Genomic DNA, 17934 nt, shown 5'->3' with positions numbered 1-17934 from the left:
AAAGAATTATTGGAGTATTTTGCCTATCTACCACATATTGGATTCACTACATGGTATGGAAATAAAGGAATGCAAAAAATTGGTGAGAAATGTGGAATGACAAAGGAAGGGGTCATAAGAAAAGTTAGATTTTTAAATAATTAATATTATGATTCAGTCAAGTATGGCATTCTAAGGGAAGAACTAGCGATTAGATTAGGAAGTTCATTTGGTGATCCAGAATCACTCAGAAACGAATGGTAAGTCATTATTAATCATCTATCCAATCTTGGGTTATTCTTTTAGATTGAAGTGTTTAAAATTAAAAAAGCATTTATGAAGTCGTCGTAGTCAGGCTTCAAAATGCTTTTTATTTTGTTTCTTTTTTCTTTGCCACATAAATACACCTAGACTGACGATGAAGAGCATATCCAACAGATTTCCTGCGACTTGGATCGTCGAAGGGTTGGCCAATGGTATCAAAGCAAGGACAAAAAAGGAAAACAAGCTGTAGATAAAACATGTGACAGGAACTAATCGAAAGAAGAGCGGACATCTCATTTGGCTAAAAATGAGTGAAAAAATAAAATAAGTGAAAATAGATAAAATCACGACTAAACCATTCATGATAAAGAAGAAAAGCGTATTGTGATTAAACGAATAAAAAAGGATAGCTAAAAAAGAAAACGTTTTAAATGAAATCAATACACCTGAAGCTTCATTTAACTTACCAGGATGTCGATGAAAAAAATAGGCACTGAAATACACAGAAAACATCAAGGCGCATAGAGAAGATAAAATTAAAAAAAACGGATTTTCTTCTGTTTCTGTAATATCAGAATGATCTAAAAGCAACCAGCCTAATGCACTAGAAGGCGCCTGTGAGGTCTTAACGTACGAATAACATAGAAAAAATAAAATCGTCAAAGTTGCAAAAAAAGAGCCTAAATGTAAAAAATTAGTTGTTTTACGTTGAATTTCCATAATATCTCCAAATTAAATTGATAAGTATATAAAGTATAATAACAAATCAATGAGTATATGTCGATGTTTTTTAATCAAAATAATAAATAAAAAGCTGTCGAACATCTAAAATTTAATTTATATGTTCGACAGCTTTTTAGTTTGTGAGTTATTTTCCTTGTCTTTTTCTTACTTTTTTAGTCCAAAAACCACCTGAAATATATTTTGGTTCATATGAGATGATGAAAGCACGCTCTTCAATTTCTTTGATCAGGCGATACAGTTCACGTTCGCTTTTTCTAGGAGAAAGTATTTCCAGGACCAGTCGCTCGCCTTCTAGACCCATTGCAGAAGTCTGTGTTACACCGTAACCGTGTTCTCTCAGTATACCAGGCAAACTTTTATCTTCCGCGCTATTTGCTGGCAAAATCGTTGTGACCATGATGTATCCTAATGCCAGCTTGTCTTCAATCAAAATCCCAACACTGATACCTACTGCGTAACCTAACGCATAGACAAATAAATTCAGCGGATTATCTAAACGATCCAATACAAGAGATAGCCCTACGATATAGATCGTGATCTCAACCATACTGACAAGGGGAGCAATCAGCCGGTAGCCTTTCATTGTTAGCATAAAACGTAACGTGTTCAAAGTGATATAAGCAAAATTGATGAGGAAGATCATCCCTAACATTTTAGGATCAATCATTTGTAAAACTCCTTTCATTTGTATAACAACAATATCAAAAAAAATCGCAAGTGAAGAAAAATTGAAACTTTATTGGTACCAAAAAATGATAAAATGATTATAATAGAATTATAAAGATAGGTTAGGTGATTAAAATGAAAACGGTCAATCGAGTATTTTGTGCCAGTCACGTGCTCAGTCTCCTTCTCAGTATATACTTAGGTGTCTATGCGATTCAACAGCCAATTGATGTAGAGAACATTGTTTTTCAGATGTCGCTGACAGATGGTTTGATTCTAAGCGTTTTTTTCTTTTTGATACTATTTATTGGTAATATTTTCGGTAGCGTTACCAGTTTTTTGAATTTCTCTATTTATCCTCTCCTTTCGCTAGCATTAGGAGTGGTGGGGCTTTGTTCCCTATTCTTATTTCCTGAGCCATTCAGTCCTGCATTTATATTATTTGGTATACTGAACCTGTTCCAGACGACTGTCGGATCATGGTTGCTATGGCGATCAGGAAATTTAATGAAAATAGGTGAGTAGCCATTGAATCCAATTATATTGAAACGTTCTGTCAATCAAATTCCAGTGTTAGAAGTTGTCCTGAAAGAATTAAGAGAAGAACGGATTCCCGTTGTCATCTATTATCACGGATGGCAGACAAGTAAGGAGTTAGTTTTGACACAAGGAAGGAAAATTGCACAGCAAGGTATTCGCGTGATCCTGCCAGATGCGATGAATCATGGGGAACGAAAACAGCCAGTTTCTTCTATTCCATCCTATACATTTTGGGATAGTATCTACGGGAACTTGTTTGAGTTTGACACGCTTATCAAGCATTTAGAAAAAAGAGATCTTTTACATGATCGGCTTGCAGTTGGTGGGGTTTCGATGGGCGGAATGACAACATGCGCGTTGTTAGCTAAGCATCCTCATATAGCAGCAGGTGTATGTTTGATGGGATCTCCTGCGCTTCTGGAATATGGGAAAGAAATCGCAAGACGAGCGTCAGAATACAACTATATCTTGCCAAAAGACTATTTTGATTTGATCTCGTGGGTCAAGAGTTATGATTTATCATTGCAACCGGAAAAGCTAGATGGACGCCCTCTGTTCTTTTGGCATGGACAAGCAGATGAAAAGATCCCTTATATACAAACGGAAAGATTTGTAGAGAAAAACCGGCCTGAGCCTTACGGAAAAGAAATTGTTTTTCGTTCCTCCAAAACACAGCGACACATGGTACAAATACCACTGATGGAGGAAGCTTCCGCTTTTTTAGCAAAGAATTTGATAAAAAAATAGAAATAGCTGAATTGGGAAATCACTTAAGGAGGATAGGAGATTTTCTGATTTTTCTTTTGGGCTATAATGAACCCTGTTAGGAAAATTTGGTATAATTGGTAATAAGAACGACAACATGTTAGAAAGGAAGAGAGCATGCCCACTTTAGCAGATGTTGCAAAACGTGCCAATGTTTCAAAAATGACGGTTTCTCGAGTCATCAATCATCCGGAACAGGTGACGGATGAATTGAAAGAGCTAGTTTTCTCAGCAATGGCTGAATTGGATTACCGCCCAAATATTGCTGCAAAAGCACTTGTCACGAATCGGTCACAGATCATCAAATTATTTATACTGGAAGAAATCGACACAACCGAGCCCTACTACATGAATTTGCTGATGGGGATCGCTAAACGGATCGGAAAAGCGCATTATTCTCTCCAACTAGTTACAAATGACGCATTCGATGTCGGTTCTTGTGATGGATACATCATCACAGGTGTCAGAAAAAAAGACTTCGATTGGATTGACCGCTTGGAAAAACCAGTTGTTTTGTTTGGAGAAAATTGTGAAGGATATGACTATGTAGACAGCGATAATGAATATGGTACAGCAAAAGCAACGCAATATGCCTTAGAAAGAGATTACCAAACAATTATTTATATCGGGATTGAAGTGGACGAATCGTTTGAGCTTTCAAGGGAAGCTGGTTACTTATCTGTGATGAAGGAAGCTGATCTTCCAAGTAAGATCTTGCGATTTCCAAATCATTCGACAGAAGTAGAAAGATATATGATAGAAAACTGGGCAGGTTTCACCGATAAAACTTGTTTTGTATGCAGCTCAGATCGACTGGCACTAGGAGCGGTAAGAGGAATTGTAAATGCTGGTGGGCGCTTGCCGGAAGAATTTGGTGTAATCGGCTTTGATGGCGTGTTTTTAGACCAAATCAGTTCGCCTAAATTGACAACGATCAAGCAAGATATTATCCGTATGGGGGAAGTATGCGGGGAAATGTTGCTGAAAAAAATAGAAGAGAAAGGGGCAAGTCAAGGTTATCGTCGCTTTTTCCCTGAACTAGTTATCAGAGAAACGACAAATTAAGCCTCGTTACTTTTTATATATTTATGAAATTCATCGCTATTTTCTTAAAATAATCAGCGCATTGCTACTGAAAACAAAAAATCTGTGCTATTATTGAGAAAAGTTCCATTTTTGAGAAGGATGGTTTGAATGAAAGAAATCAGACGAAAACATTTCCGTTTTCCTGCGTACGATGACGAGTTAGGCGTAAAATTAACCAGCGAGAAGAAGCGGGTATTATTTGACGGACAGGAAGATCTTTTGACTGAACAGAATCAGCACCCGTTTGAACAAATGAACGAATTCCATTTCACGAACACAAACACTGAACAGGTCCGACGCAAGCGCCGCGCAACAAATGGATTGAAGTCAGCTCCGCGCAAGGAAAATTTGGAAAAACATAAAGAAAAATTACCGGATTATACTGGACATCATCAATCAGAACTCACGTCGACTGGACGGAAAAAACTTTTTGGTGAGTCTTCTCGTCCTGTCAGGCAAAGTGAAACGAGGACAGAGTCTCGAAATACTATGAGAAATTCATCTGTGGACACAAAGGTACGGGAACGTTCTTATTTTGTTCCTAAATATGTACCTGCATCCATTATTCCAGACCCTAGAGAAAGTAAAATTTCTGAAGAGCATTTGATCGAATCAATGAAAAAAACAGATGACTCTTATCTGTTGTTTGATACAGAACCAACGCCTTATCAAGAAAAAAGAAATGATGAGCCGTCTGTACGCACGTTCAATCGAACAAAAACATTAGGGGAAACAAAGCAGTCAGAAGAAAAAAAATCGAAAAAAAACCACGGTATCTTAGAACGTTCACTGCAAGGGCTGATTGACGATCAGGGAAATTCTTTAGGAGAGAATAGCTATTTTAAATAAGACAAATACAACCTTGTATTATGTTATAGTGGAGAAGGAAACGCTGCGGCGTTTCTTTTTTTATACTCTACTCGAAAGATTATATCGTAACCTATTTTTTTCTTAGCTGATGTTTTCTGCCGTGAGCAAGAGGAGAAAGGGTGAAGAGTAAAAAACAAACTATTTTAACAGAGTGTCTGCAAAAATAGTTTGTTTTCATATTTTTATAGAAAATTTTATTGAAAAAATATACGTTGTAGTTTACATAATGATTTTTTAGTAAAGTAACTAAAATAGTAAAAATAAGAATTAGTGCTCTAACTGTTCAAGAGGATCAAGTGGTTCAAATGTTTCTGTAGTCTGTTTTGCTTCCAAATGGGGCAAAACAGGTCCCATTTCCAGATACTTCACTTTATTCAATGTATAAGATAGAATAGAACAGCTAAGCAATGTATACAGAAAATGTGTGAGATCCAAATAAAGCAAGGAGACAACTAAAATACCAAAAGTGATCAAGAAAAGACTTTTGCCAATCTTAATATGAAAATATTTTTCAATGGCTTGATAAATGATATCTGTTCCGCCTGTGCTTCCGCCAAATCGAAAGACGAGACCGCAACCAATGCCAGAAAGAATCCCTGTCATCAAACTATTGATCAGTAGACTATCTACAGCAAAATGTATATGAAGGCTTTCCCATAAATGTAAAAAGAAAACCAGCGCAAATGTTCCGACGATCGTCCGAAGAAAAGCGTGTTTTCCAAAAAGAAACAATGAGATAAGCAGTAAAGGTAAATTAAAAAGCAGCGAAGTGATAGAAGGCGCGAATCCAAAAAGATTATGCAAGAGTAAAGCAATACCAGTAACACCACCGTCTGCCAGTTTAGATGGAATATTGATGCCTGTCACAGCCAATCCATAGATCCCAGCGCCTAAAATGATTCCGCACAATTCTGTCATTAAATTTAATTTTTTCATTTCTAGCCTCTTTTCTTTTGAAAATTTTCAGCAACCTCTTCATTATACTGACTTATACTCTTTCTTCAAGAGGAAAATGAAAAAAATTTATTTTTGGTTGTTTCTTCCAAATTATCAAAAAGGAGTGGAAAAATGCGAGCAGCAGACTTATTGACAATTCTTACAAAATCACCCAAAAAAACAGATTATCAAGGTGTTTTTTTGGCTCAAGACCAAAAACTGATTCCTGTGACAAGAATCCAGATAAATGAATCGTATCAATTCATCTTTGTGTTTGAACAAGGCAAAGCACCACTTGCTATGAAAGAAATCTTTCTATTTTTGATGAAGAACCGTGAAAAAGCTGTTTATTATCAGTCAAAAGAAGAACTCATTCCGCTTTATGGAGTGAAAGAGATAGAAAATAAAGTGGTGATATAAGTAAAAATAAGAAAACAAGACGTTTATGATGCCAAAACAACCGTTTTTTACATTTTTGGCAAAAAAGTGTCATGATACAGTATAATACTTGTTGAACAGGTCAATAAAGGTGTTCTCCCCCACGAGATTTCTACTTTATTGGCTGTTTCTTTTTACTTAAAAGAAAAGTTGTATATGAAAAACGATACGGTTGATTCCGAGTGATCATTTCGTATAGATGTATTGGATGTTCGTTGTGAAGAAACGAGAACCAATAAATCTATCCGATTTTGTTGCTCGGATTCTTTTTTATCCGCATATTTAGAGGTGATATTTTTATTAATTACTGACGCCTAGTAGGGTTAAGGTAAGTCAAGTTAGTTGGGAAAATGTAAAGAAATGTTTATACTTAAAGAATAACAGAAAGGAAGGTCGCATGAATAATTTTATACAAACATTAAGTGAAAGAAAAGGCGAGTTGCTGGAAGCTGCATTTCAACATCTGTCTATTTCTCTCATTTCTTTGCTGATTGCAGCACTGATTGCTATTCCTCTAGCAATTTGGGCAGCTAATCATAAAAAAATGGCAGAAGTCTTATTGCAGATCACGGGTGTGCTTCAAACGATTCCTTCACTTGCCTTATTAGGGTTACTTATCCCATTTGTAGGGATCGGAACTGTTCCAGCATTGATTGCACTTGTTATTTACGCTTTGCTTCCGATTTTCCAAAATACGTACATTGGTCTAGCTGAGATTGACCCGTCTATTGAAGAAGCGGCGGTAGCATTTGGTATGTCCAGAATGAGACGCTTGCTGAAAGTAGAACTTCCCATCGCATTGCCTGTCATTATCTCAGGTATCCGAACTGCCTTAGTTTTGATCATCGGTACGGCTACTTTGGCGGCATTGATCGGAGCAGGTGGATTAGGAACATTTATTTTATTAGGTATCGACCGCAACACACCAGTTTTAACATTGATTGGTGCAATCAGTTCTGCCTTGCTTGCCATTATATTCAGCGGATTGATTCGCTGGTTGCAGCATAAGAAACCTCGATATTCTATCATTACTTTAGCAGCCGTGGTGTGTTTAGTTGGGGGCGTTTCTTTATATCAGTCTGCCTTGTTTAAAAATGAAACCATCACGATTGCTGGAAAATTAGGAGCGGAACCTGAAATCCTGATCCAAATGTACAAAGAATTGATTGAAGACAACACAAAAACAGAAGTTGAATTAAAACCGAATTTTGGCAAGACTAGTTTTTTGTTCAATGCCTTGGATCAAGGGCAAATCGATATCTATCCTGAATTCACAGGGACTGTCCTAGAAAGCTTGGTGAAGGTACCTGAAGCAATGAAAAGTGCTGATTTGACAAAAGAAAAAACATATGACGAAGCAGAAGAATTATTGAACAAACAATTCGATATGACATTATTGAAACCAATGGCTTATCAAAATACGTATGCCTTGGCGGTCAAGAAATCTTTTGCAGACGAGCATCAACTTAAAAAGATTTCCGATTTAGCAGCAGTTTCTAATCAGATCAAAGCGGGATTCACACTGGAATTTATTGATCGTTCCGATGGATATAAAGGAATTCAAGAAGCATATGGATTGAATTTTTCAAGTGTACAAAGCATGGAACCAAGTTTGCGTTACCAAGCAATCAATAATGGAGATGTCAATATTGTGGATGCTTATTCCACAGATAGCCAACTCAAGGAGTATGATCTAGTCACTCTAGAAGATGATCAAGGGCTATTCCCAGCTTATCAAGGCGCGCCACTGATGAAAACAGATTTCGCCAAGGACCATCCTGAAATCGTTGAAGCGCTGAATAAATTAAGCGGAAAAATAACAGAAAATCAAATGATCGATATGAACTATCAAGTCAATGTCGAAAAGAAAAAACCGGCAGAAGTAGCACGAACCTTCCTGGAAAACGAAGGATTACTAAAGGAGGGAGATCAGTGACTAAATTAATCGAATTCAAACATGTGCAAAAAAAGTACGATGGAAAATATGTCATTGATGACCTAACTCTTGCAATCAAAGAAGGAGAAATCTTTGTTTTGGTTGGGCCTTCTGGTAGTGGAAAAACAACTACTTTGAAAATGATCAATGGATTATCTAAACCATCAGCAGGAGACATCTACTTCAAAGGGAAATCGTTAAATGAATATAATCTGCAGAAAATGCGGTGGAATATGGGGTATGTGCTGCAGCAAATCGCTTTGTTCCCGACCATGACAGTCAAGCAAAACATTGAAGTCATACCTGAAATGTTAGGTTGGGAAAAGCAGAAAAGAGCAGATCGTGTAGATGAACTTCTTCAAAAAGTTGGCTTATCTCCTGATATTTATCGAGATCGTATGCCTAGAGAGTTGTCTGGAGGAGAACAGCAACGAATCGGGATCATCCGAGCCATTGCTGCAAGCCCAGATGTGATTTTGATGGACGAGCCATTTAGCGCATTAGATCCTATTTCAAGAAATTCATTACAAGAATTAGTTTTATCTTTACATGAAGAACTAGGAACGACCATCGTTTTCGTTACGCATAATATGGAAGAAGCAATCAAGCTAGGAGATCGTATTGCGTTTATGAAAGATGGAGAAATTATCCAATGCGACACACCAGAACAGTTATTGATGAATCCTAAAAATGAATATGTACGGCATTTCTTTGATGAACCGAAACAGACGAAAGAATGGCGAGTCGAAGATTTAGTCGTCAATGGATATTTTTTAAAAGAAGTACCAAAAAACAGTCATCAACAAGTTTGCCTTGATACGCCTCTGAAAGAAGTGTATTCACTTCTTTCAGTGTACCCAAACATTGTGATAGTAGAAAAAGGAAAAAATATTGGTTCACTGACAAGTAAAGAAGTCTTTACTTTTTTAAGTCGAGAGGAGGAAGAAAATGAAAACATATGAGGCAATCGTCATCGGTTCAGGTGTGAGCGGCTTAAGTGCTGCTTATGGATTGAAAGAAGCAGGTAAAACAGTACTAGTGGTCGAAGAAGATCTATGGGGCGGGACTTGTCCTAACCGTGGATGTGATCCTAAAAAAGTCTTGTTGAGTGCAGTAGAAGCCCGTAATCGGATAAAACAATTGAATGGAAAAGGATTTAACGATATCCCAACCGCTAATTGGGAAGAACTCCAAAAATTCAAACGCACATTCACAGATCCAGTTCCAGAAAATCGAAAAAAACAATTGGCAGAAGCTGGAATCGATCATCTTTCAGGGACCGCTCGTTTCTTAGACAACTCATCTATTGAAGTCAATGAAGAAGTTTTTTATGGAGATTACTTTGTTCTGGCAACAGGACAAAGACCCACGATCTTACCGGTGGAAGGAAAGGAATACTTGAAGACTAGTGCAGATTTTTTATCATTGCCTGTACTGCCTAAAGAAATTATTTTTATTGGCGGCGGATATATTGCTTTTGAACTGGCTACGATTGCCAATGCTGCAGGGAGTAAAGTAACCATTGTCCATCATAATCAACGACCATTAAAAGAATTTGAGGCGTCTTTGGTAGAGGAAGCCGTCCATCAAATGGAAGCATCTGGTATTCAGTTTGCTTTTGATGTTGAAACCCAAAAGATCATCTCGGAAGGAACTCGATATCGTTTAGTCGGAAAAGATACGGAATTAGTAGCAGATATGATTTTTTGTGCGACTGGGAGACAGCCGAATACAGAATCTTTAGCACTTGAACAAGCGAATGTCGTCTTTGATAAACACGGGATTGAGGTCAATGATTATCTGCAAACGAGCAATCCAAAAATTTTTGCGTGTGGAGACATTGTTTCAAGGAAAACACCCAAATTGACACCAGTCGCCACTTTTGAAGGGAATTATGTAGCTAAGCGGATAACGGATGCAATAGGCGGCCCTATCAAATATCCAATTATACCCACGATCGTCTACGCTAGTCCTAAGCTTGCTGAAGTAGGGATTACAAAAAGTCACGCCTCTTCGTCAGATCAAGTGGTAGAGATGGATCTTACCAATTGGTTCACCTATCATCGCGTCAATGAACCAGTTGCTAAGGCTGAATTAACTTTCGACCAGCAAAACTATTTGATTGGTGCTGCAGTGATTAGCGAGCAAGCAGACGAATTGATTGATGATTTGACACTAGTCATCAATCAAAAATTGACTAAAAAAGAGTTGGATAGCTATATCATGGGGTATCCGACATTGGCAAGTGATCTCTCCTATTTATTGAAATAATCAGCATGATAACTAAAGCGCTTGTTGCTTTTTCCTTCTTGTGCTACACTTTAAAAAATGAATACCTGTTTCTGGGGATGTCGTAGACGACATGAGAGTAAGTTGTGAACTTAGACCCATTGAACCTGTCAGTTAATACTGGTGAAGGGAGAAACATAGCAGACGCTTGAAGCGGGTTACTATGTCGTGCCCATTTCAAGCGTTTTTTGTTATCCATATTAGAAGAAAGGAGGCGTCAAAATGAAGAAAAATCTTTATCCAGCAGTCAGTATGGCATTCATTTTAATTATTTGGCAGATTGTTGTCTTAGTTTGGAAAATACCCGCTTTTATTTTACCCGGACCTGCTGCTGTATTTTCTGCGTTAACAGCAGATGCACAAGTATTGCTTTCCCATTCTGTCACAACATTAAATGAAGCAGTGATTGGTTTGGCAATAGCTAGCGTTCTTTCTTTTATTACTGCTTTGGCAATGGATTATTGGAAGTTCTTAGAAATGTCTTTTTATCCATTACTAGTGATTTCTCAAATGTTGCCAATCATGGTTTTAGGGCCATTATTGACCCTATGGTTTGGTTTCGGTATGCTTCCAAAAGTGATTCTTGTTGTCTTGATAAGCTATTTTCCGATCGTAGTTTCTTTTTCGGATACATTGAGGAAAGTATCGAAGGAGCAAATCATCTTTTTGAAAACGATGGGGGCAGATACAGGGAAGATTTATCGAATATATAAAATACCAGCGGGTTTATCCGGATTCTTTTCCGGTTTAAAAGTAGCCGCTACTTATTGTGTCAGTGGAGCAGTCGTTGGAGAATGGCTAAGCGCTCAAGCAGGCTTAGGGTATTATATGATACGCGTAAAAAACAGCTACCAGATTGATAAAGTTTTTGCTGCGATCATTTGTGTCATTTTATTGAGTTTATTGCTGAATGGCGCTTGTTCATTATTGAAAAAAGGGTATTACCGTATGCTTTATACTTTTTAAGAGAAGGGGATCAAATGAAAAAATTATGGCTTTTATTACCGCTACTGTTGCTTTTATCCGCTTGTGGCACTGCAAAAGAAACAAGTAGCAAACAAGAAACGAAGGATTTGAAAAAAGTGACACTTGTTTTGGATTATGTACCAAATACTAATCATACTGGCATCTACGTAGCAAAAGAAAAAGGCTATTATAAAGAGGCTGGTTTAGATGTCCAAATCGTCGAACCAGGAGATAATTCGACAAGTATTGGTCTAGTAGGTGCGGACAAAGCACAATTTGGTATAAGTTATCAAGAAGATGTCACTTATGCGCACGCAGATGGAAAGAATATACCAGTCAAAGCAATTGCTACAGTGATCAAACATAATACTTCTGGATTCGCCACCCTATCAGACAGTAACATCCATTCACCAAAAGATTTTGAAGGAAAAACATATGCAGGTTGGCAAAGTCCAAGTGAAGAAGCTGTCTTAAAAGCTGTGATGGAAAAAGACGGCGGTGACTTTTCAAAACTGACAATGGTAGGAAGCAATGGAGAAGGGCCAGAAAGCTTAGGAAAATCCTCAGATATCCAATGGTACTTTGAAGGTTGGGATATGATCAAAGCAAAAGAAGCGGGTATTGAACTAAACTATATCCCATTGAAAGAATTAGATGAACGGTTAGATTACTATACTCCGGTAATTATTACGAATGATCAACTGATCAAAAATGATCCAGGATTGGTACAGTCTTTTATGGATGCCACGAAAAAAGGCTATCAGGAAGCTATTAAAGATCCAAACGACAGTGCTAAACTGTTGCAAAAATATGCAAAAGGAAACGAATGGACGTTTTTAGAAGAATCACAAGCATTCTTGTCAAAAAATTATACGGATGATCCTGAGAATTGGGGATTGATGGAAGAAAAAGTTTGGCGCAATTATACAGCTTTTATGCAGGAAAACGGATTGATCAAGCAAGATGTACCTTCGAAAGAACTATTCACTAATCAGTTTATAAAATAGGAGTGATAGATGTGTCAATCCAAATCAGCCACTTGAATGTAGTCATTGAAAACCTGAAAATATTAGAAGACATCCATTTCACTATCCCTAAAGATACTTTTACATCGATTGTCGCGCCAAGCGGAGCCGGTAAGTCAACATTGCTGAAAACTTTAACAGGAGTCCAGCCTATGACTTCTGGAACGATCAAAGTAGACGATCAAAAAGTAACTGGTCTCCATACAGCATTTAGTTATATGCCGCAAGAAGATATGTTACTTCCTTGGCTGAGCGTCTATCAAAACGTTACGTTATATCAAAAAATCAATCATCTAGCAATCAATGAAGAACAAATAAGGGATTATCTGGATATCTTTGGGTTAAACGGCTATGAACATTTTTTGCCGGAACAATTATCTGGCGGGATGAAGCAGCGAACGGCCTTGTTACGAACAATCATGAATCCTTCTTCTTACTTGCTTCTTGATGAACCATTTGGAGCGTTAGATGCTATGACCAGAGGGCAGATGCAAGACTGGATGCTGAAACTGCCTAAAAAAGCAAAGCGAACTACTTTGCTCGTGACACATGATATTGAAGAAGCAATTTATTTATCAGACAGGATCCTTGTGCTTTCCGCCCGTCCGGCACATGTGATTGCTGAGATTCAAGTGCCTGAAAAACGACGGTCACGTGAATGGCTACTGCAGCAATCAGAGTTGAAGCAAACGATTTATCAGTTATTGGCAGGTGAATGAGATGTTAAGTGATGCTCATTGTCATTTAGATGGGAGTCAGAGTTTAGCACTCCTTCAGCAGGAACACACGATTTTGACGATCATTAATTGTGATTCGCCAGAAGAATGGGAGAAAAACAGACGGCTTGCAACAAGCAAGAATCAAGTCTTAAGTTACGGTATCCACCCTTGGAAAGCGGATAGCTATACGTTTGCACATGTTGAGCTTTTTTTGAAGAAAGCAAGGATCATCGGTGAAATAGGGTTAGACAATATCTGGACGAATGTGCCACTGTCTACACAAAAAAGGGTGTTTGAGCAACAGCTTGCTTTTGCAGCCATAAATAAGAAACCTGTTGTACTGCATACAAAAGGATGCGAAAAAGAGATCTTAAGCTATATCCAAGCTTACCCTAATCACTATTTGATTCATTGGTATTCTTCTTTGGACTATCAACAAGACTATATTGATTTAGGCTGTTATTTCAGCATTGGTCTTGATTTGAAAAAGAACCCAGCAGTCTGGCAACTAGCTAAAACAGTCCCAATCGACCACTTACTTATTGAAACGGATGGACTACATGCAGCAGAGTGGGCGTTAGGGGATAATTTTTCAGAAAAAGATTATGTCTCACTGCTTGAAGAACAGTTAAAGACAATCGCTGAAATCAAAGAGCTATCAGTTGAAGAAGTTAAGAAAAATACTTATCAAAACTTGGAACGTTTCATTAGATTAGGTAAATAAAAAAAGAGGTGTGACACAACTAGTGTCGCACCTCTTTTGGCTTTCTTTGTATAAAAGTAAACCGTTCGATTAATAAATGAATCTTAGTACCAACCGTTTGCTTCCCAGAATGCTTTCGCAGCTTCCCAAGAACCATAACGTGAAGCAACATATTGTTCTGCCACTTTTTCTTGGTTCGCAGCAGAGTAATCACCATTCAAGTAAGAAGAATCTAATTGGTAACGTCCGATGTAACGTCCGTTCGTTGCTGTGTAAGAACCGCTTGATTCTTTTTGTGCGATCCATTCTTTTGCAGCATTCGTGCTTGTTGCCGTTGTTTCTGTTGTAGCAGATTGTGTTTCAGCAACAGGGGCTGCTTGTGTTTCCGTTTGAACCGTTTCTTGTACAACAGGTTGTTCAGCTTGAACAGGTTCAGCTTGGACTGGTGCTTCTTGAACGGCTGCTTGAGGTTCAGCAGCTGCTTGTGTAGAGCCTTCTGTTGGAATCGTTAATTGTTGTCCTGAGTAGATCAGGTTAATGTCAGAAATTGAATTTGATTCTGCAATGGCATTGATCAAGGAGTTGTCACCAACGTATTTTTGAGAAATCGTTGATAGAGTATCACCTGATTGAACGGTATAAGCTTCGTCCGCATGAGCAGTCGTTCCCATGAAGAATGCAGCGCCGGCAGCCAAAGTTGTTCCAAAAAGTAAAGTTTTAAGTGATGTCATGAAAAATCTCCTTTATTCGTTAAAAAGTTTTATTTGTTGTGTTCAACGAGGAATACTTTAACACGTGAAAATATTTCATAGGTAAAAGAAGCATGACAATTTATGACAAATCCTCGTTTTTTGTAACAGAATGATGTTCATCTCATGTGAAAAATGATGAGGAAATTCACATAATGCAGAAATAATAGGTTTAGAACAAGAGTTCTGATGAGAACAGAAATGTATAAATAACTTGAAAAAAATTGCTATTAATCATCATTTTATTTACACATTGCGTATATTTTTTGTATTTTTGCTTGAGATGTTACAATAAAAGAAAAAGGAGGCGGTTCCAATGAGTAAGAGATACCAGAACATCATGGTAGCAGTTGACGGATCAAGACAATCGATCAAAGCGTTCGCTGAAGCCCTTGACTTAGCAAAGGACAATGAAGCCCACTTATTTATCGTGTCAATCATCAACAAAGTTGAGCTGACCCATAGTGCCTATGCCTTTTCAAAAATCTATGCAGATGAAAAACAAAGAACAGAAGTAGCCATGCTGAAAAAAATCAATGATGCCAAAGAGTTCGGTATTGCTGAGATCCATGCAATAGTTGAAACTGGAGATCCAAGAAATTTGATTGCCAATGTCATCCCTGGACAAGAAAATATTGATTTGATTGTTATGGGAGCGACAGGAAAAGGAGCGATACAACAAGCACTAGTAGGATCGACCGCTTCTTATGTCGTTTCACATGCCCCTTGCAGTGTATTGGTTGTGAAGTAATTAGATAAGGGAGGAATAGAAAATGGTTCGCCCTCAAGAAGTTCGTGCACCAAAAGAAAAAATAGAAATTTTAGCAATTATTGAAGACGGCACACAAACAAAAAAAGGATACTCGATTGCTTTAATAAAGTGGAAAGGAAAAAAAGGTGTTGCTGTAAGGTGGGATGGAGATAATCAACAAGACAAAGGATTCCCAATCACTGCGAACGGCTACCATCCAGCGTGGTTTGTTCTGCCTGATAAATTTACAGAATTATACAGCTATGATTATGCGAAAACCGTCACATCCCTCAAAGCATTAGACAAATTAGCAGAAGAGCAGCATAAAATGGATGAAAAATAAAAAAGACGAACCAATCAGTCTTTAGAAAACTGACTGGTTCGAGGAGTAAAAAATGAAAAAAGGTTATTTGGGATGAATATAGAATAATGCGTATAGCTTAAATCAAACTTAAAGCCATAAAAAAGGCAAGAGGGTGAGGTAAATGGAAGCAGGAAAAGTTTTACAGGAAGTAAAAGTATTATGTGCAGATAAAAAATATGAAGAAGCAAAAAGTCTGATTGAAAAGAACAAAGAAAATTTGGAAGAAAAATATCCGATTGCACAAGAATTTGTAGAATTAAAACAAGGAACGCTTCTTCACCGATTCAAACATTTTTTTGGTATCACAGAATAGAAAAAAACGATTAAAGATACAGCAAATCTCTGCTGATCTTTAATCGTTTTCTTTTGAAACTGCTAGGATTCAATTCTGATTTTTATATAAAAAATAAATCCAAATGATTAGAAAAACTACTGCAAGCGTCAATTCGATGATGTGTATCACTAATACAGATGTTGTTTCCCAATGTCTAAAAGAAAAAATCTGATAAGTAAAATATACGGCAGGTAAAGAGGCCAGTAAAACTGAAAACTTCTTTTTCGTCCATTTTATGTAATAGAAAAGAATGCTTAGCATAATAAAAAAAGGAATATAAAAAACAAACTGACCGATCGCAATCATACTATTGCCTCCAATAAATAAAGTCCAAGATACAAAATAACACTTTGTGCGTGAAGGCGCAAGCAGCTCTATGGATTTATCCAGTAAAATATGTATTGTTTTTGAATTTATAGGGGAAAATTGCTATAATCAAAGTGAAAGAAGGAGTGGAATTTTCATGGATCATGTAGTGTTAGAAATCGATTTGCATTTAATCAATAATATTCGGGTGATTTACTATGTTGTAAGCAATAGTGTCGAACAACGTGTACTGACGAATAAAATCAATGGTATTTTAGCAAAGAAAGACGTTCACCGATTCAATAACGGTGAAGGTAGTTATTATAGTATCCCAGTAGAAAAAATCATTTATACGACAGTCAAAGTCAGAGAAGATCTGGATACTAAAAAGGCATATGAACCTATTTTTACAACTTATTGATTAACAGCAAATGGAGGAAAAAAATGAATCCATATGAACAACTTATCCAAGATTTGATTGATGGAAAAATCGAAAAAATTGATGTAAAAAGAGAAGAATTGATGGCTTTTCGAGAAGCATGGCTGAAATTGGAGAATCGTAAATATGTGGTAGGAAAAGCATCGCTGAACGGCAATGTGACTTATCATTATGATCCAACACGCTTATTTTAGTAAGGATGATTCAGAAAGAAGAAGGGACTGTGACAAAAATCGTGTCACAGTCCCTTCTTCTGGACAAACGGTGTTCAAGAGACAGCCTATCGGCAATAAGGCTGAACGTCTCTTTCACAACTTCTGATTCCCGGTGTTCCAGAAATGAAAATTCCTACTTATTAAATAGATTTTTGAATTTGTCTTTCACACTGTCGATATTTACGTCTTTTAGAAGATTTTGTGCTTTCTCTTTGTAAGGACCTAGTTGTTCTTTATGTTCTTCGATAAATCGTTTTGCGCCGTCGAAGTTGCCGCCTTTTATCATTTCCTTGACTTTTTGAAATAATTCTTCTTGATTCATTTTGAACACATCCTTTGCCATCAACTTGATTTTTTAACATGGATAAAGTGAGAAAAACTACATTATCCACACCTCCATAATATCAAATAACGATCATTTTTACTAAAAAAACACTTGTTTCTCGCTTCTAAAGTAGGAGAAAAATCTCCAACTTAGGTCGGATGGAATTTTTCTAATTGCCCCATATACTGAATATATAACAAGGAGGTAGAAAGATGAAAGTGATTAAATATTTGATAGGATTGGCGGCGATTAGTGGTATTTTGCTATTTGGACTGAAATACTATACTGAAGGAAGTTACGGGGAAATCCCTGGTATACTTGATCAACTAAATCCATTAGTTGAAAAAGGTGAGGTCTATGTAAAAACACAAAAACCAGAGGAAGTAAATGAACATGGAACGGCAAGGTATGTTCAAAAAGCTGCTAATGTCGATGGAGAAGAGCGTACAATTGAATTTAATGGACTTTCTGTGTTAAAAGAAAATCATTATTTGAAAATCAGCAATAAAGGAGCGCACATAGAAA

The 17934-nt window shown here is 37.2% G+C and carries 24 protein-coding genes, 1 pseudogene and 1 riboswitch; of the genes and pseudogenes, 19 read left to right on the top strand and 6 right to left on the bottom strand.

What is annotated here, in order from left to right; genetic code table 11:
• Nucleotides 1-18: 18 nt before the first annotated feature.
• Nucleotides 19-144 (top strand): annotated as a pseudogene (locus tag A5849_RS15400) (GNAT family N-acetyltransferase); the annotation flags it as partial.
• A 186-nt stretch (nt 145-330) separates the two neighbouring features.
• On the opposite strand, the gene A5849_RS09685 reads toward A5849_RS15400, so the two are convergent.
• Both A5849_RS09685 and A5849_RS09680 read right to left on the bottom strand, forming a co-directional pair.
• The gene (locus A5849_RS09685) at nt 331-963 is read right to left on the bottom strand and encodes a hypothetical protein (RefSeq protein WP_002345061.1); all 633 of its coding nucleotides are present in this window, start codon (nt 961-963) and stop codon (nt 331-333) included.
• 148 nt (nt 964-1111) lie between these two features.
• Nucleotides 1112-1654 (bottom strand): DUF2179 domain-containing protein, encoded by a 543-nt coding sequence (locus tag A5849_RS09680; protein ID WP_002289260.1) that lies wholly within the window; start codon nt 1652-1654, stop codon nt 1112-1114.
• Between the two features lie 134 nt (nt 1655-1788).
• On the opposite strand from A5849_RS09680, the gene A5849_RS09675 reads away from it, so the two are divergent.
• The 4 genes from A5849_RS09675 (at nt 1789) to A5849_RS09660 (ending at nt 4893) form a co-directional block, all read left to right on the top strand.
• Entirely contained in the window at nt 1789-2178 is a 390-nt protein-coding gene (locus A5849_RS09675; protein ID WP_086310062.1) for a hypothetical protein, read from the top strand.
• A 3-nt stretch (nt 2179-2181) separates the two neighbouring features.
• Entirely contained in the window at nt 2182-2940 is a 759-nt protein-coding gene (locus A5849_RS09670; protein WP_002313863.1) for an alpha/beta fold hydrolase, read from the top strand.
• A 135-nt stretch (nt 2941-3075) separates the two neighbouring features.
• Nucleotides 3076-4023, top strand: coding sequence for a LacI family DNA-binding transcriptional regulator (locus tag A5849_RS09665; protein ID WP_002309535.1), 948 nt, complete (start codon nt 3076-3078; stop codon nt 4021-4023).
• A 129-nt stretch (nt 4024-4152) separates the two neighbouring features.
• Complete coding sequence (locus tag A5849_RS09660) at nt 4153-4893, top strand: hypothetical protein (RefSeq protein WP_002313862.1); 741 nt, start codon at nt 4153-4155, stop codon at nt 4891-4893.
• 288 nt (nt 4894-5181) lie between these two features.
• Here the strand turns inward: A5849_RS09660 and A5849_RS09655 are convergent, their stop codons facing one another.
• Complete coding sequence (locus A5849_RS09655) at nt 5182-5850, bottom strand: YitT family protein (protein WP_002309531.1); 669 nt, start codon at nt 5848-5850, stop codon at nt 5182-5184.
• A 132-nt stretch (nt 5851-5982) separates the two neighbouring features.
• Here A5849_RS09655 and A5849_RS09645 point away from each other — a divergent pair, with 132 nt between their 5' ends.
• From A5849_RS09645 to A5849_RS09605, 8 genes are all read left to right on the top strand, one after another.
• Nucleotides 5983-6270 carry a hypothetical protein gene (locus A5849_RS09645; RefSeq protein ID WP_002309528.1) on the top strand — a complete coding sequence of 96 codons (288 nt, stop codon included), beginning with the start codon at nt 5983-5985 and terminating at the stop codon, nt 6268-6270.
• A 415-nt stretch (nt 6271-6685) separates the two neighbouring features.
• Nucleotides 6686-8224 (top strand): ABC transporter permease/substrate-binding protein, encoded by a 1539-nt coding sequence (locus tag A5849_RS09635; RefSeq protein ID WP_002319985.1) that lies wholly within the window; start codon nt 6686-6688, stop codon nt 8222-8224.
• Nucleotides 8221-9186, top strand: a complete 966-nt coding sequence (locus A5849_RS09630; RefSeq protein WP_002309526.1) for an ABC transporter ATP-binding protein — start codon at nt 8221-8223, stop codon at nt 9184-9186. The genes A5849_RS09635 and A5849_RS09630 overlap by 4 nt, the downstream gene beginning before the upstream one ends.
• Nucleotides 9173-10495: an NAD(P)/FAD-dependent oxidoreductase gene (locus tag A5849_RS09625; protein ID WP_086310061.1), complete on the top strand. Its 1323-nt coding sequence runs from the start codon at nt 9173-9175 to the stop codon at nt 10493-10495. Before A5849_RS09630 ends, A5849_RS09625 begins: the two co-directional genes overlap by 14 nt.
• A gap of 62 nt (nt 10496-10557) precedes the next feature.
• Nucleotides 10558-10662: riboswitch (TPP riboswitch) on the top strand.
• A gap of 73 nt (nt 10663-10735) precedes the next feature.
• Nucleotides 10736-11479 (top strand): ABC transporter permease, encoded by a 744-nt coding sequence (locus A5849_RS09620; RefSeq protein ID WP_002309524.1) that lies wholly within the window; start codon nt 10736-10738, stop codon nt 11477-11479.
• A gap of 14 nt (nt 11480-11493) precedes the next feature.
• The gene (locus A5849_RS09615) at nt 11494-12486 is read left to right on the top strand and encodes an ABC transporter substrate-binding protein (RefSeq protein WP_002309523.1); all 993 of its coding nucleotides are present in this window, start codon (nt 11494-11496) and stop codon (nt 12484-12486) included.
• Nucleotides 12487-12497: 11 nt separating this feature from the next.
• Nucleotides 12498-13223 (top strand): ABC transporter ATP-binding protein, encoded by a 726-nt coding sequence (locus A5849_RS09610; RefSeq protein WP_002319982.1) that lies wholly within the window; start codon nt 12498-12500, stop codon nt 13221-13223.
• 1 nt (nt 13224) lies between these two features.
• Nucleotides 13225-13947: a TatD family hydrolase gene (locus A5849_RS09605; protein WP_002319981.1), complete on the top strand. Its 723-nt coding sequence runs from the start codon at nt 13225-13227 to the stop codon at nt 13945-13947.
• Nucleotides 13948-14030: 83 nt separating this feature from the next.
• Here the strand turns inward: A5849_RS09605 and A5849_RS09600 are convergent, their stop codons facing one another.
• Nucleotides 14031-14657 carry a LysM peptidoglycan-binding domain-containing protein gene (locus A5849_RS09600; protein ID WP_002310878.1) on the bottom strand — a complete coding sequence of 209 codons (627 nt, stop codon included), beginning with the start codon at nt 14655-14657 and terminating at the stop codon, nt 14031-14033.
• 334 nt (nt 14658-14991) lie between these two features.
• Between A5849_RS09600 and A5849_RS09595 the strand changes: the two genes are divergently transcribed.
• From A5849_RS09595 to A5849_RS09585, 3 genes are all read left to right on the top strand, one after another.
• Nucleotides 14992-15426, top strand: a complete 435-nt coding sequence (locus tag A5849_RS09595) for a universal stress protein (protein WP_002292929.1) — start codon at nt 14992-14994, stop codon at nt 15424-15426.
• Nucleotides 15427-15448: 22 nt separating this feature from the next.
• Nucleotides 15449-15769: a hypothetical protein gene (locus A5849_RS09590; protein WP_002292931.1), complete on the top strand. Its 321-nt coding sequence runs from the start codon at nt 15449-15451 to the stop codon at nt 15767-15769.
• A gap of 142 nt (nt 15770-15911) precedes the next feature.
• Nucleotides 15912-16103 (top strand): hypothetical protein, encoded by a 192-nt coding sequence (locus A5849_RS09585; protein ID WP_002292933.1) that lies wholly within the window; start codon nt 15912-15914, stop codon nt 16101-16103.
• A 69-nt stretch (nt 16104-16172) separates the two neighbouring features.
• Here the strand turns inward: A5849_RS09585 and A5849_RS09580 are convergent, their stop codons facing one another.
• Nucleotides 16173-16430: a hypothetical protein gene (locus A5849_RS09580; RefSeq protein WP_002292934.1), complete on the bottom strand. Its 258-nt coding sequence runs from the start codon at nt 16428-16430 to the stop codon at nt 16173-16175.
• Nucleotides 16431-16587: 157 nt separating this feature from the next.
• Between A5849_RS09580 and A5849_RS09575 the strand changes: the two genes are divergently transcribed.
• Both A5849_RS09575 and A5849_RS09570 read left to right on the top strand, forming a co-directional pair.
• Entirely contained in the window at nt 16588-16851 is a 264-nt protein-coding gene (locus A5849_RS09575) for a hypothetical protein (RefSeq protein ID WP_002292935.1), read from the top strand.
• Between the two features lie 23 nt (nt 16852-16874).
• Nucleotides 16875-17063 carry a hypothetical protein gene (locus tag A5849_RS09570; RefSeq protein ID WP_002288067.1) on the top strand — a complete coding sequence of 63 codons (189 nt, stop codon included), beginning with the start codon at nt 16875-16877 and terminating at the stop codon, nt 17061-17063.
• Between the two features lie 154 nt (nt 17064-17217).
• On the opposite strand, the gene A5849_RS09565 is transcribed toward A5849_RS09570, so the two are convergent.
• Nucleotides 17218-17406 (bottom strand): hypothetical protein, encoded by a 189-nt coding sequence (locus A5849_RS09565; RefSeq protein ID WP_002292937.1) that lies wholly within the window; start codon nt 17404-17406, stop codon nt 17218-17220.
• A gap of 215 nt (nt 17407-17621) precedes the next feature.
• Between A5849_RS09565 and A5849_RS09560 the strand changes: the two genes are divergently transcribed.
• On the top strand, nt 17622-17934 hold a 313-nt coding region (locus A5849_RS09560; RefSeq protein WP_086310060.1), incomplete at its 3' end, for a YxeA family protein.

Source organism: Enterococcus sp. 10F3_DIV0382 (assembly GCF_002140245.1).
In the GTDB taxonomy this organism is placed as follows: Bacteria; Bacillota; Bacilli; order Lactobacillales; family Enterococcaceae; genus Enterococcus_B; species Enterococcus_B lactis.
Note: the sequence above shows the minus strand (reverse complement) of the source record. Positions and strands in the feature narration are given on the sequence as shown.

Excerpts from the sequence above, each read along its gene's own strand:
- A5849_RS09655 (WP_002309531.1), bottom strand. The coding sequence starts at position 5,850 with ATGAAAAAATTAAATTTAATGACAGAATTGTGCGGAATCATTTTAGGC.
- A5849_RS09570 (WP_002288067.1), top strand. The coding sequence starts at position 16,875 with ATGAATCCATATGAACAACTTATCCAAGATTTGATTGATGGAAAAATC.
- A5849_RS09685 (WP_002345061.1), bottom strand. The coding sequence starts at position 963 with ATGGAAATTCAACGTAAAACAACTAATTTTTTACATTTAGGCTCTTTT.
- A5849_RS09625 (WP_086310061.1), top strand. The coding sequence starts at position 9,173 with ATGAAAACATATGAGGCAATCGTCATCGGTTCAGGTGTGAGCGGCTTA.
- A5849_RS09635 (WP_002319985.1), top strand. The coding sequence starts at position 6,686 with ATGAATAATTTTATACAAACATTAAGTGAAAGAAAAGGCGAGTTGCTG.
- A5849_RS09580 (WP_002292934.1), bottom strand. The coding sequence starts at position 16,430 with ATGATTGCGATCGGTCAGTTTGTTTTTTATATTCCTTTTTTTATTATG.
- A5849_RS09675 (WP_086310062.1), top strand. The coding sequence starts at position 1,789 with ATGAAAACGGTCAATCGAGTATTTTGTGCCAGTCACGTGCTCAGTCTC.
- A5849_RS09615 (WP_002309523.1), top strand. The coding sequence starts at position 11,494 with ATGAAAAAATTATGGCTTTTATTACCGCTACTGTTGCTTTTATCCGCT.
- A5849_RS09565 (WP_002292937.1), bottom strand. The coding sequence starts at position 17,406 with ATGAATCAAGAAGAATTATTTCAAAAAGTCAAGGAAATGATAAAAGGC.
- A5849_RS09590 (WP_002292931.1), top strand. The coding sequence starts at position 15,449 with ATGGTTCGCCCTCAAGAAGTTCGTGCACCAAAAGAAAAAATAGAAATT.
- A5849_RS09600 (WP_002310878.1), bottom strand. The coding sequence starts at position 14,657 with ATGACATCACTTAAAACTTTACTTTTTGGAACAACTTTGGCTGCCGGC.
- A5849_RS09620 (WP_002309524.1), top strand. The coding sequence starts at position 10,736 with ATGAAGAAAAATCTTTATCCAGCAGTCAGTATGGCATTCATTTTAATT.
- A5849_RS09595 (WP_002292929.1), top strand. The coding sequence starts at position 14,992 with ATGAGTAAGAGATACCAGAACATCATGGTAGCAGTTGACGGATCAAGA.
- A5849_RS09665 (WP_002309535.1), top strand. The coding sequence starts at position 3,076 with ATGCCCACTTTAGCAGATGTTGCAAAACGTGCCAATGTTTCAAAAATG.
- A5849_RS09575 (WP_002292935.1), top strand. The coding sequence starts at position 16,588 with ATGGATCATGTAGTGTTAGAAATCGATTTGCATTTAATCAATAATATT.
- A5849_RS09680 (WP_002289260.1), bottom strand. The coding sequence starts at position 1,654 with ATGATTGATCCTAAAATGTTAGGGATGATCTTCCTCATCAATTTTGCT.
- A5849_RS09605 (WP_002319981.1), top strand. The coding sequence starts at position 13,225 with ATGTTAAGTGATGCTCATTGTCATTTAGATGGGAGTCAGAGTTTAGCA.
- A5849_RS09645 (WP_002309528.1), top strand. The coding sequence starts at position 5,983 with ATGCGAGCAGCAGACTTATTGACAATTCTTACAAAATCACCCAAAAAA.
- A5849_RS09660 (WP_002313862.1), top strand. The coding sequence starts at position 4,153 with ATGAAAGAAATCAGACGAAAACATTTCCGTTTTCCTGCGTACGATGAC.
- A5849_RS09585 (WP_002292933.1), top strand. The coding sequence starts at position 15,912 with ATGGAAGCAGGAAAAGTTTTACAGGAAGTAAAAGTATTATGTGCAGAT.